Source organism: Achromobacter sp. FW305-C-13 (genome assembly GCF_058783475.1).
The window spans coordinates 1413048-1426032 of record NZ_JBYSYN010000001.1; the positions used below are offsets into that span (position 1 = coordinate 1413048).

The window sequence follows — 12985 nt, forward strand, 5'->3', positions numbered from 1 at the left end:
ACAGAGGCGAAGGGTAAACCGGGTTTATTGAATTACGCAATGCGTATATGATTTACGCATAAAACAGATGACTACCCGGAGTAGAGACATGTCCCAACCCGCCCAACCCGCGACCGGCTGTCCGATGCATGCGGCTGCCGCCGCCAGCGGCTGTCCCGTACACGTCAGCGAGCGCGCCGCCGAATTCGACCCTTTCGGCGACGGCTACCAGCAGGATCCCCCCGAGTACGTGCGATGGGCGCGCGAACAGGAACCCGTCTTCTACAGTCCGAAACTGGGCTACTGGGTGGTGACCCGTTACGACGACATCAAGGCGATCTTCCGGGACAACATCACGTTCAGCCCGTCCATCGCGCTTGAGAAAATCACCCCGACAGGCCCGGAAGCCAACGCCGTGCTGGCGTCGTACGGCTATGCGATGAACCGCACGCTGGTCAACGAAGACGAGCCGGCCCACATGCCGCGGCGGCGCGTGCTGATGGAACCGTTCACGCCCGAAGCGCTGAAACACCATGAACCGATGGTGCGCCGCCTGACGCGCGAGTATGTCGACCGTTTCATCAACGACGGCCGCGCCGACCTGGTCGACCAGTTGCTTTGGGAAGTCCCGCTGACGGTGGCGCTGCATTTCCTGGGTGTCCCGGAAGAAGACATGGATCTGCTGCGCCGCTATTCCATTGCGCACACGGTCAATACCTGGGGCCGTCCCAAGCCCGAGGAACAGGTGGCCGTGGCGCACGCGGTCGGCAATTTCTGGCAGCTGGCCGGCAAGATCCTGGACAAGATGCGCCAAGACCCTGACCAGCCCGGCTGGATGCAATATGGCCTGCGCAAGCAGCGCGACTACCCGGACGTCGTCACTGATTCCTACCTGCATTCGATGATGATGGCGGGCATTGTCGCGGCGCACGAAACGACGGCCAACGCCTCGGCGAACGCGCTGAAGCTGCTGCTGCAGCACCCCGACGCGTGGCGCGACCTGTGCGAAGACCCGTCTTTGATTCCCAACGCGGTCGAAGAATGCCTGCGGCACAACGGGTCGGTCGCGGCCTGGCGCCGGCTGGCCACCTGCGACACCACCATTGCCGGCATGCCGATTCCGGCCGGCTCCAAGCTGCTGATCGTCAGTTCGTCCGCCAACCATGACGAGCGCCAGTTCGCCGATGCCGATCTGTTCGACATCCGGCGCGACAACGCCAGCGACCAGCTCACCTTCGGGTACGGTTCGCATCAATGCATGGGCAAGAACCTGGCGCGCATGGAGATGCAGATTTTCCTGGAGGAGCTGACGCGCCGCCTGCCGCACCTGCGCCTGGCAGCTCAGCAGTTCACCTACGTGCCCAACACCTCGTTCCGGGGCCCCGAACACCTGTGGGTCGAGTGGGACCCGGCGCAGAACCCCGAACGCAACCAGCCTGAGCTGCTGGCGCAACGCCAACCGGTGCGCATCGGCGAGCCCTCGGCCCACGCCAGCGCACGCACGCTGGTCGTCGAACGCGTGGAGCCGGCCGCACACGGCATCGTCATGCTGACGCTGGCCTCGCCCGACGGCAAGGCGCTGCCGCGCTGGGCGCCGGGCGCGCATATCGACATCGAATGCGGCGACACCGGCCTGTCCCGGCAATACTCGCTTTGCGGCGACCCGGCGGACGTCTGCCGCCTGCGCATCGCCGTTCTGCGGGAAACCGACGGGCGCGGCGGTTCGGCCTGGATCCACGACAACGTGAAACCCGGCCAGCGCCTGCGGGTCCGCGGTCCGCGCAACCATTTCCGCCTGGACGAAAGCGCGGCCAAGGTGATCCTCGTTGCGGGGGGCATCGGCATTACGCCGATCAGCGCCATGGCGCGGCGCGCACAAGCGCTGGGCATCGATTACGCGCTGCATTACAGCGGCCGCACGCGCGCCGGCATGGCCATGCTGGCGGAATTGACCGCTCTGCATGGCGACAGGCTGCACGTCCATATCAGCGAAGAGGGCAGTCGCAACGACTTCGGCGCGCTTCTGGCGCAGCCCGACGCAGACACCCAGATCTACGCCTGCGGGCCCGAGCGCCTGCTGGACGCGCTGCAACAAGCCTGTGCGCACTGGCCGCAGGACGCATTGCGAGTCGAACATTTCCATTCGACGCTGGGCACGCTGGACCCCGAGCGCGAGCATACGTTCGAGGCCGAGCTGAAAGACTCGGGGCTGGTGGTGACCGTGCGCGCCGACCAGACCCTGCTGGCTGCGTTGCGCGCCGCCAATATCGACGTGCAAAGCGATTGTGAAGAAGGCCTGTGCGGGTCTTGCGAGGTCAGCGTGCTGGCAGGAGACATCGACCATCGCGATGTGGTGCTGACCCGCGCCGAGCGCGAGGCCAACCGCAAGATGATGAGCTGCTGTTCGCGCGCCTGCGGCCAGCGCATCGTGCTGGAACTCTGAACGGCCGGGCAGGCGCGGCGTCGGTGCCGCTAGCGGGCGTCCGCCAGGGCGCGCTGCACGGCCGGTCGCGCGGCGACACGGGCCAGGTAGGCCGTCAGCTTCGGAAATTGCGCCAGGTCGACCCCGTCGCCTTCGAGCCAGCTGCCGATGGTGAACAAGTAACCGTCGGCCACGCTGTATTCCTCGCCCGCGACCCACGGGCCGACAATCTGGCCTTCCAGATACGCGGCGCAGGCCGTCATCGTCTGCGGGACCTTGGCGCGCATGGCCTCGTGCGCGGCGGCGTCGTCGGCCCAGCGCGCACCGCGCCGCTTGTGCGCGTGCGCCACGTGAGCCGTCGCGGCCAGATAGCTCGTCAGCTCCTGCATCCGCGCGTAGGCAAAGGGATCGTCCAGCGGCGCCAGCCTGGCTTGCGGAAAGCGCTGCGCCACAAAGGCGAGGAGGGCGGGGGTCTCGGTCAGCACGCCCTGCTCGGTGGCCAGCGCCGGCACGCGGCCTTTGGGATTCACGCGCAGGTACTCGGGGCTTTGCTGCTGTCCCGCGGCAAAATCCAGCTTGACCAGGTCAAAATCGGCGCCTGCTTCGTGCAGCGCAATGTGGGTCGCCAGCGCGCACGTGCCAGGGGCGGAGTAAAAGGTCCAACGGGCCATCGTCATCCTCTATCGGTATGGGGCAAGAAGTCGCCGGGTCGTGTTGCGTTGGGACCCGAACCCCGATCACGATAGCAAACTCTTGTTCGGTCGGCGCGTCGCTGGGCGCGGCGGCGGCTTCCTGCGCGCGAGGCTCGTGGTCGATGGATGGCCGGAGCGCCGCGTCAGGGCGCCCCGACCATCCGGCATCATGCCGTTGCCGCCTCGGTGACGCCGCACCATTGGGCAATGAACAGGGCGATTGCCTTGGTGATGAGGCGCAGCGACTCGATGTGGACACGTTCGTCGAAACCGTGGATGTCGAGCGATTTCGGTCCGTAAACCAACGTCGGCATGTTGCCGTAGATCACGAACACCCGCGCATCCAGGTAGCCGGGCGTGGTGAAGCTTTCCAGGTCGCTCTTGAAGGCCTGCTTGTGGCATTCGCGCAGGGTGTTCTCGGCGTCGCTGCCTTCCTCCAGCACATAGCCTTCGGCATAGAAGCCGGTGTAGGTCACTTCGGGCGGCGTGCCGCCGAACCTTGGGTCGGTGGCAGCGTCGCGCAGGCAGGCGTCGATCTGCTCGCGGGCCTCATCGGCGGTGGTGCCCGGGTAGATCGCCGCGCGCACGTCGAACTCGCACCAGGGCGGCACCGTAGACGGCCAGTCTCCGCCCTCGATCTTGCCGATGTTGAAGTTGATGGGATGGTCCAGGTGTTCGAAGTGGCGGTGGCAGTGGTGCTGGCCGTTCCATTTGGCCTCCAGGCCGCGCAACGCCTGGATCGCGGCATAGGCGGCGTCGATGGCGTTAAAGCCGTTGGCCATTTCGCGGGTGTGCGTGGGATGCCCCTGCACACGGACCTTGAACCACAGCACGCCGACGTTGGCGCGCACCAGCATGTTCTCTTCGGGCTCGGGAATGATGACGGCGTCGGCCTGGTAGCCGCGCAGCAGCGCCGCCAGCGCGCCGTTGCCGGTGCATTCCTCTTCGACGACCGATTGGAAGTAGATGGGCGCGGCGGGCGCGTAACCGGCGGCGCGCACCGCGTCGTAGGCATACAGGTTGGCGGCCAGGCCGGCTTTCATGTCGGCGGCGCCGCGGCCATACATCCAGCCGTCGATGATCGCCGGATCCCACGGTGAGCGGCTCCACATGTCGACCGGGCCGGTCGGCACCACGTCGATGTGTCCATTGAGGATGAGCGATCGGCCGGCTTGCTGTTCCGGGCGATAGGTGCCGACGACGTTGAAGGCGTTTTCGTAGGAAACGGTGACGGGCCCGAAGCCGGGATGCGATTCGATGTCCTTGACGTCGATGCGCCAGCGGTCCATCGCGAAACCGCGCTGGCGCATGGCTTCATACAGGAAATCCTGGGCGGTATGTTCCTGCTCGCGCAGCGACGGGAACCGGACCAGGTCCTGGGTGAACGCCAGCTGCGCGTCGAATTGCGCGTCGACCGCCTGGAGGATGCGCCGGGTCTGCGCTTCGGTGAGCGGCTGGGGAGAGGGGGATTGCGTCATGCGGATTCCTTCAAAGAGGGTGGGATTGGGTCATGCGGCCGACACGGAGGCGCGCGGCGCGTTCAGGGCCAGGCGGCGCTTGTGGCCGGCCAGCGCCCAGAGCGAGAAGAGCGTGATGGCCGACAAGGTCGAATAGAAGATCGCCAGCGGCAGCCATTGGCCGGGATAGTGGTAAGTCAGCCAGGTGCCGACCAGCGGCGTCATGCCGCCGGCCACTGCGCCGCACAACTGGTACGACAGCGAGATGCCGGAGTAGCGCACGTGCGTGGCAAACGCCGAGCTGATGTACCCGGCCATTGCCGAATAGATCGCGGCCATGAAGACCAGCACGATGGAGATGCCGGCGATGATGCTGAATGCGGTGCCTTGGCTGACCAGCATGAACATCGGGTAAGGAGCCAGCACCGAACACGCCGCTGCGGTGATCAGGACGCGGCTGGGGCCGAGGACGTCCGCCAGCCACGCTGCCAGCGGTTGGACCAGGAACTGGATGATGGCGACGACGAACAGGCAGTCCAGGATCAGCGTACGCGGCAGGCCCATCGTCTGCGTGGTGTACGACAGCATGAACGTGTTGGTGAAGTAGATGCCGCCGATCGCCACCGTGCAGACACCCATGCAGAGCAAGACGGTGCGCCAGGCAGTGCGCAGCACTTCCTTGGCGGGAATCTCCGCGCGCTCCTGGCGTTCGAGGACCTGCGCGAAGTCGGGCGATTCATTGACGCCCACGCGGATGAAATAGCCCACCACCAGCAGGACGGCGCTGATCAGGAACGGGACGCGCCAACCCCAACTGACGAAGTCGGCTTCGTCCAGCGTCGTCAGCAGGCGGAAGGCCAGCAACGACAGGATCAATCCCGCCGGGCTGCCCAACTGCGCAAACGACGCGGCGAACGTGCGCCGGGCCTGCGAGGCGTGTTCGCCCGCCATCAACACGGCGCCGCCCCATTCGCCACCGACCGCCAGGCCCTGCGCCAGGCGCAGCAGCAAGAGGAGGGCGGGGGCCCACAGGCCGGCGGTGGCATAGCTGGGCAGCAGGCCGATGCCGACCGTGGCCACGCCCATGATGACCAGGGTGGCCATCAGGGCGTTCTTGCGGCCGACCCGGTCGCCGAGGTGGCCGAAGATGACGCCGCCCAGCGGCCGCGCCAGAAAGCCGGCGGCGAACGTGCCGAATGACGCCATGGTGCTGATGAAGGGGTCGGCGGTAGGAAAGAACACCTTGCCGAATACCAGCGCGGCGGCCGTGGCGTAGATGTAGAAGTCATACCATTCGATCGTGGTTCCGACGAATGCGGCGGTTGCGGCCCGAACGGGCTGACGCGCCGTAGAAGGAGTGGCGGGAGCGGCCATGTTTTCCTCTTGGCTGAATATCGTTGTTCGAAGGCGCGTTTATCGCTCCGAGCTCGACATAACGTCAATTTATGCTTTCTAATAATAGACTTAAGCCAATTTGATGTCCGGCGAAAACACGGGGCCTCCCGCCTGTTTTCGCGGGGCAAGGCCAAACATCGATTAACGGCGCGCGACCCTCATGACACCTGCCACGCTTCTCGACACCCGCACCGGCGATCGGCTGGACTGGAACCTGCTCCGTACATTTCTGGTCATTGTTCAGGAACGCAGCATCAGCGGCGCCGCCACCAAATTGCACCTGACCCAATCGGCGGTCAGCCAGGCGTTAAAGCGCCTGGAAGATCAGCTGGGGCGGCGGCTGATCGAGCGGCACAACACCGCATTCACGATCACGAACGCCGGCGAGGAAGCCTGCCGGGCGGCCGAGGCCATCTACGGCAGCGTGTCCCAGTTGCTGACGGATGTCTCGCAAACGAAGGTGGAAGCCATGGGGCGGATCCATCTGCTTGTGGCCAGCCGGATCCACTCGACCGTGTACGACAACTTCTGGGCGGATTTCCATCGTGCATTTCCGCGGATTGAAGTGCAGATGGACGTGATGCCTAGCAGCGAAATCGTCACGCTGATGCAGCAGCGGGCCGCCACGGCGGGTATCGCATTAAGCCGCCGGATGCCCAAACGGCTGGAGAGCAAAGTGTTCCTGCAGCAGCGGTATGCGCTGTTCTGCGGGCGCAACCATGCCTTGTTCGGCAAGCCCGACATCCGCATCGAGGATTTGCTGGGCGAGAATTTCGTGTCGTTTGCGAGCGATGCCCTGGGCGACAGCCTGTCCCCGTTGACCATCTTCCGCGACCAGCGTGGCTTTTCGGGCCGCATCGTGGCGTCATCGACGCAGCATGACGAGGTCAAGCGCCTGCTGATCGCGGGGTTCGGCATCGGCTGCCTGCCGGAGCACAGCGTCCAGGCGGACCTGGAACAAGGGCGGCTGTGGCGCCTGCCGCCCGGGGAAGGGGTCTGCTCGGTCGAGCTGCATCTGCTGTGGCACCGCGACGCGCAGCTGACGCCCGCCGAGACGGCGTTCCTGAAGCATTTCCGCGACTACATCGACGGCTATTCCATGGCGGAACGCCTGGCTTCCCATGAACTGGCCGTGCAATAGGCCAGAGCGCCTGGCTGGAACTACAGGCGCTGCCCGCCGGTTGCGTCGATGCTTTGGCCGGTGATCCAGCGGCCCTCGTGCGATGCCAGGAACGCGACGATGTCCGCGATGTCTTCCGGCTGCCCCACGCGGCCCAGCGCAATCGTCTTGGCAATGACTTGGCTGATCTCGGGGTCGCGCGCGCGCTGGTTGAGGTCGGTGCTGGTGGCGCCCGGCAGGACCGCGTTGACCGTGATGCCGCGTGCGCCCAGTTCGGCGGCCAGCAGCAGGCTAAGCGCTTCCAGCCCCGCTTTCGCAGGCGCATAGACGCTCATCTCGGGATAGGCGGCCCGGGTGCCCATCGACGAAATGTTGATGATGCGGCCGTTGTCGCGCAGGAACGGCAGGCAGTGCTGGATAAGGAAGAACGGCGACTTCAGGTTGACTTGCAGCACACGGTCGAAGTCTTGGGGGGTGACGTCCGCCAGCAGCGCCCGCAGGCCGACGCCGGCATTGTTCACAAGAATGTCCAGGCCGCCGTCGCCGTTGCGTTCAAGCAGGGTCTGGCGCAGGTCGCGCGCCAGGTCGGACGCCGCCTCGGGCGCGGACAGGTCGGCCCGCAGCGTCCAGGCCTGACCGCCGGCTGCGCGGATGAGGTCGGCGACCTCGTCGGCGGCGTCGCTGGCGGCGTTGTAGTGGACGGCGACGTGCGCGCCACGCCGCCCCAAAGTCAGGGCGATGGCGCGGCCAATGCCGCGGCTGGCGCCGGTGACCAATGCGGTCTTGCCGGTCAAGCTGTCAGATGCGTGGCTCATGCGGCCTCCGTTTCAGGGGTTGTCCAGGTCTGGCGGGCTTCCAGTGCGCGCGCCTGCAAGAGCAGGGCGTTGCGGTCGACCTTGTTGGTGCCGGCCCACGGCAGTTCGTCGACGAAGCGGATGCGCCGCGGGTGCTGGTACGCGGGGCCGTGGGCCAGCGCATGGCGCTTCAGGCTGTCCGCGTCCAGGGCGCTGCCGTCGCGGCGCACCACGAAGGCGACGGGAATCTGGCCGCGCTCTTCGTCGGCCAGGGGCACAACGCAGCTTTGGCGTACATCCGGATGCAGCTCCAGCAGCTTTTCCACTTCGACGGGATAGATGTTCTCGCCGCCGCAGACAAACATGTCGTCCGCGCGGCCCACGAAATAGTAGAAGCCCTGGGCGTCGCGGCGCATGACGTCGCCGCTGTAATACCAGCCGTCCCGCAGCACTTGCACGCTCTTTTCGGGCAGGTTGTGATAGCCGGACAAGACGGCCGGATTCTTCATCAGCAGCACGCCTTCATCGGGATTGGGGCCGTCGGCCAGGCGGACGTGGGACGGATCGATCGGATGGCCCACCGCCAGCGGCGGCGTGGGCAAGCCGTCGGGATGCGGGCCGAACACGGCGGGCCCGGCTTCGGTGGTGCCGTAGCCGTGGGTGATGCGCACCTGCGGCAGGGCCTGCTGGATGCGTTGGTACAGCGCCACGGTCATCGGTGCAGAGCCCAGCATGACGCGGCCCAGCGCAGACAGGTCACGGCCCTGCAGCAAGGCAGGCTCCTTGACCAGCCGGGCGAACATGGTGGGCACGGCCGTCAGCACGGTGATGCGGTAGCGTTCCAGCGCATCGGCATAGGCGGCTACGTCGAACGCCGGCTGGATCACCAGCAGGCTGTTGCTGGCGAATGCGCGCTTGGCCATGAAGAGGCCGTTCATATGGAAGAGGGGCTGGGCCAGCAGGTAGTGTTCCTGTCGATCGGGTACGGCCGCCGGGCCGGACGTGGCGCCGAGCGCCCACAACTGGCCCGCGTGCGTCAGCGGCACGCCCTTGGGCTTGCCGGTGGAACCTGACGTGTACAGCATCTGCGCCACGTCGTCGTGCGCGGGCGTAACGGTGTCGAAGGCCGTCGGCACGATCTGCGCGGCAAAGCCCTGCGGTCCGGCTTCATCGAAATCCAGCACCGGCACCGTGGCCTCGAAGGCGGCGCGGCGCGCACTGTCTACGAAGGCCAGGGCAATTCCGGCGTCGCGGATCACGTAGTCGATGTTCTCTTGCGTCTGCTTGATGTTGATCGGCACGGCCACGAAGCCGGCGCGCATGATGCCGAAATAGGTAATCAGGTATTCGGCGCGGTTCAAGGCGGCGATGGCGATGCGCGAGCCGGCCGGCAACGCGCGGGCCGTCAGCCATGCGGCGACGCCACCGGCCAGTTGATGGATGTCGCCGTGCGTGTAGCGGACAGGCGCGTCGGCGACCCGCAGGTCGACGATGGCGGGCAGGGCGGCGGGGCGGCTGGGGTCAGACAGGTCGCCCAGGTTCTTCAGAGGATGCGTCATGGGGAAATTCCGGGAGTTTTGGCGCTTAACGCTTTTGCAGCTTGGGGTTGAGCGCGTCATTCAGGCCGTCTCCGACCAGATTCAGAGACAGCACGGCAAGCATGATCGCGACGCCGGGGACGGCGCAGATGTACCAGGAGGACCGGATCAGGCTGCGGCCTTCGCCGACCAGGCGGCCCCAGCTGGCGATGTTGGGGTCGCCCAGGCCCAGGAAGGACACGACCGATTCGTACAGGATGGCGCCCGCCACCACCAGCGACGACATCACGATGACGGGCGGCAGCGCGTTGGGCAGGATCTCGGCGGCGACGATGCGCAAGGGGCTCATGCCCACGGCGCGGCTGGCCTGCACGAATTCCCGTTCCTTGAAGGACAGGAATTCGGCGCGGGTCAGCCGGGCGATGGGCGGCCACGACACCAGCCCGACGGCCAGCGTGATGGCTTCGATGTGCGGGCCCAGCACCGACACGATGGTCAATACGAACACGACGTTCGGAATGATCTGGAACAGTTCGGTGACGCGCATCAGCACTTCGTCGATCCAGCCACCGGACCAGGCGGCGGCCGCGCCGATGCTTACCCCGATCACGGTTGCGGCCGCGGCGGCGACCAGGCCGATCAGCAGGGTGGCGCGGGCGCCATGCGCGATCAACGCGGCGATGTCGCGGCCCATGGAGTCCGTGCCCAGCGGATAACGCCAGGATTCGAAGGGCCAGATCTCGGGCGCGCCGACGATGCGCAGCGGATTGGTGGGATACAGCCAGCCGGCGCTGGCGGCCAGCAGGGCGATCAGCAGCAGCACGACCGCGCCCGCCACCGCACCGCGGTTGCGGACGAATCGGGCGGTGAACGACGCGGGGCGAGGGGTTGCCCGGGCGACGGGCAGGGTGGCAAGCGTAGGGGATGCGGACATATCAAACTGCCTTGATGCGCGGGTCCATCCGCGTGTAGAGAAGATCGACGACGATGTTGGCCAGGACCACCACGAAGGAGCTCAGCACCAGGATGCCCAGCACGACGGGGTAGTTGCGGCTCATGACGCTGTCGAACAGCACGCCGCCGATGCCCGGCCAACTGAACACGGCCTCCACCACGATGCTGCCGCCCAACACCGAGCCCAGTTGCAGGCCCAGCAGCGTGACGATGGGCAGCACCGCGTTGCGCAGAATGTGCCGCAGCACCACGGCGGTGCGCGTCAGGCCCTTGGCGTAGGCGGTGCGCACGTAGTCCATGCGGCTGACTTCCAGCATCGACGCCCGCATGACGCGGGCATAGGCCGCGGAATAGAACAGGCCCAGGGCAATGGCGGGCAGCGCCAGGTGATGCAGCACGTCCAGCGCCTGCCGCCACAAGCCGCCGTCCAGGCCGATGGTGACCATGCCGCCCACGGGAAACCAGCCCAGCTTCACCGAAAACAGGATGATCAGCATGATGCCCAGCCAGAAACTGGGCGCGGCAAAGCACAGCACGGCAAACGCCGAGACCGCGCTATCCCACCAGGTGTTGACCTTGATGGCGGACACGATGCCCGCCGCCATGCCGACCAGCACGGCGATGGCGATGCTGGCCAGCATCAGTACCAGCGTGGCCGGCAGGTGGGCCAGGATTACGTCCAGCACCGGCAGGTTGTGCCGGTACGAATAACCGAAATCCAGGCTCGCGACCGAACCGATGTACTTCAGCAGTTGGACGGTCGGCGGCTGGTCCAGCCCATACGTCACGCGCAGGCGTTCGATCAGCGCCGGGTCGGTGACCTGCTGCTCGGCCGTCATGACGTCCAGGAACGTGCCGGGCACGGATTGGATCAGGGCGAAGTTGAGCACCACTACGCCCAGCAACAGCGGAACGGCCTGGAGCAGGCGGCGCAAGATCAAACGCAACGGCATGGCGGATCTCTTACGCTTGCAGCCAGACGTCGGCCAGGGTTTCGCCCTGGACGTTGGCGCCGGTAGTGAAGTTGCGCACGTTCTTGCCTGCCAGCGTGAACGACTGGATTTCCACCAGCGGCACGATCGGGACGTCGGTCGAGGCCAGGCGCGCGAACTGCGCGGCCAGCGCCTTGCGGGCGTCGGGCGCCGTTTCGATCGCCAGCTTGCCGACCAGCGCGTCCATCTCGGGGCTGGAGTAGCCGGTGGCGTTGCGGAAGGCGGCCCCCTTCACGATGCCATCGGTGGTGAAGAACTGGGTCACGGTCGGCACCAGTTCCAGCGGCGACGTGAAATTGGACACCGCAATGTCGTAGTCGTAGTCGCCGTAGATGCGCTTGAGCGCCGTCGCGCGGTCCACCGAATCCAGCTTGACGGCGATGCCCACGTCTTCCAGCGCCTGCTTCAGGTATTGGCCCAGCTTGGCGTTCTCTTCGAACCACGCGGCGGCCACCAGGTTGACGGTGAAGCGCTTGCCGTCCTTGACGGGCAGCCCGGCGGCGTCCAGCAGCGACGCGGCTTTCTTCGGGTCGAAGGGATAACGCGGCACGTCTTCGGTGAAGAACAGCGGGTTGCTGCTGAAGATGGGGGCAATGGCGGGTTTGCCGCGGCCGTAATAGATGGTGTCGACGATGAACTGGCGGTCGATGGCGTGCAGGATGGCCTGGCGCACCTCGCGGCGGTTGACGATGTCGCGGCGCTGATTGAATTCGGCCGTCACCGTCCAGGCCGTGTTCTGGTAGCCACGCGTGTCCACGACGACCTTGCCGGTCTTGACCAGGCGGTCGATGTCGCGGGCGGGAACCGGATTGGAATAGGCCAGGCCGAGCTCGCCCGTTTCCAGCGCGGCGCCGCGCGAGGCGGGGTCGGACCACCAGCGGATGACCAGCTTGTCCAGGTTGGGTTCGCCCGGGTTCCAGTACTTGTCGTTGCGCTGGTATTCCACGTGGCTGCCGCGCACCCACTTGCCGTATTTCCACGGGCCCGTGCCCACCGGCGTGTTGTTCAGCGGGTTGGTGATCAGGTCTTTGCCGTCATACAGGTGCTTGGGCACCAACAGCTGATACTGGCCGGACAGCGTGGATTTCAGGAAGAATTCCGGCACGGGCGCGTTGAAGGTCAACACGACCGTCTGCGCGTCCGGCGCGGTGGCGTCCGTTAACGATTTCAGCGCGATACCCGCTGAAATCGGCTTCCAATGCTGCAGTACGTTGTAGACGACGTCGGCTGACGTGAAGGGTGCGCCGTCGTGCCAGGTGACGCCTTCGCGCAGCTTGATGGTGTAGCTGCGGAAGTCCGCCGCCGGGGTGACGCTAAGCGCCAGCGCGGGCTGGAACTTCAGGTCAGCATCCAGTTTTAACAGCCGTTCCAGGATCTTGGTGGACGTCTGGAACGGGCTGGATCCGCCGCCGCCGGGCACGAACAGCGCTTGCGGCTCCAGGCCGCCCCAGGTGGCGACGAGCGTGCCGCCCTTGCGGGCGGGGCCGGCATCCGCGCCCGGTTGGGCGGTGGCGGCGTACAGCGCCTGCGGCAATGCGCCCAGGCCGGTGGCGGCCAGGGAGCCTGCGGCGGTGCGAGTAAGGAAGGCGCGCCGTCCGAGGCGCGGAGCTTGGGTCATGATGGCATCCTTGTTGGGTAACGC

Annotated in this window: 10 protein-coding genes; 2 read left to right on the plus strand and 8 right to left on the minus strand. The window is 66.3% G+C overall.

The genetic code is table 11. The annotated features are described in order from the left end of the window. Nucleotides 1–88: 88 nt before the first annotated feature. Complete coding sequence (locus AC3WMU_RS06370) at nucleotides 89–2422, plus strand: cytochrome P450/oxidoreductase (protein ID WP_492282004.1); 2334 nt, start codon at nucleotides 89–91, stop codon at nucleotides 2420–2422. Between the two features lie 29 nt (nucleotides 2423–2451). Here AC3WMU_RS06370 and AC3WMU_RS06375 read toward each other — a convergent pair whose 3' ends face one another. The 3 genes from AC3WMU_RS06375 to AC3WMU_RS06385 form a co-directional block, all read right to left on the minus strand. Then, nucleotides 2452–3072: a glutathione S-transferase family protein gene (locus tag AC3WMU_RS06375; RefSeq protein WP_006222039.1), complete on the minus strand. Its 621-nt coding sequence runs from the start codon at nucleotides 3070–3072 to the stop codon at nucleotides 2452–2454. Nucleotides 3073–3260: 188 nt separating this feature from the next. Continuing rightward, nucleotides 3261–4571 (minus strand): ArgE/DapE family deacylase, encoded by a 1311-nt coding sequence (locus AC3WMU_RS06380; protein WP_492282005.1) that lies wholly within the window; start codon nucleotides 4569–4571, stop codon nucleotides 3261–3263. A 30-nt stretch (nucleotides 4572–4601) separates the two neighbouring features. Then, nucleotides 4602–5924 (minus strand): MFS transporter, encoded by a 1323-nt coding sequence (locus tag AC3WMU_RS06385; protein ID WP_488705057.1) that lies wholly within the window; start codon nucleotides 5922–5924, stop codon nucleotides 4602–4604. 181 nt (nucleotides 5925–6105) lie between these two features. Here AC3WMU_RS06385 and AC3WMU_RS06390 point away from each other — a divergent pair, with 181 nt between their 5' ends. Further along, nucleotides 6106–7086 (plus strand): LysR family transcriptional regulator, encoded by a 981-nt coding sequence (locus tag AC3WMU_RS06390; RefSeq protein ID WP_454676992.1) that lies wholly within the window; start codon nucleotides 6106–6108, stop codon nucleotides 7084–7086. Nucleotides 7087–7106: 20 nt separating this feature from the next. On the opposite strand, the gene AC3WMU_RS06395 is transcribed toward AC3WMU_RS06390, so the two are convergent. The 5 genes from AC3WMU_RS06395 to AC3WMU_RS06415 are packed head-to-tail and all read right to left on the minus strand — an operon-like array spanning nucleotide 7107 to nucleotide 12961. Beyond that, a complete protein-coding gene (locus tag AC3WMU_RS06395; protein ID WP_492282006.1) occupies nucleotides 7107–7880 on the minus strand; it encodes an SDR family oxidoreductase in 774 nt (257 codons plus the stop codon). Next, the gene (locus tag AC3WMU_RS06400) at nucleotides 7877–9418 is read right to left on the minus strand and encodes a class I adenylate-forming enzyme family protein (RefSeq protein WP_492282007.1); all 1542 of its coding nucleotides are present in this window, start codon (nucleotides 9416–9418) and stop codon (nucleotides 7877–7879) included. The genes AC3WMU_RS06395 and AC3WMU_RS06400 overlap by 4 nt, the downstream gene beginning before the upstream one ends. Before the next feature lie 25 nt (nucleotides 9419–9443). Further along, a complete protein-coding gene (locus AC3WMU_RS06405) occupies nucleotides 9444–10331 on the minus strand; it encodes an ABC transporter permease (protein ID WP_492282008.1) in 888 nt (295 codons plus the stop codon). 1 nt (nucleotide 10332) lies between these two features. Continuing rightward, the gene (locus AC3WMU_RS06410; protein ID WP_006227808.1) at nucleotides 10333–11304 is read right to left on the minus strand and encodes an ABC transporter permease; all 972 of its coding nucleotides are present in this window, start codon (nucleotides 11302–11304) and stop codon (nucleotides 10333–10335) included. A gap of 10 nt (nucleotides 11305–11314) precedes the next feature. Next, the gene (locus AC3WMU_RS06415; protein WP_492282009.1) at nucleotides 11315–12961 is read right to left on the minus strand and encodes an ABC transporter substrate-binding protein; all 1647 of its coding nucleotides are present in this window, start codon (nucleotides 12959–12961) and stop codon (nucleotides 11315–11317) included. Between the last annotated feature and the right edge of the window lie 24 nt (nucleotides 12962–12985).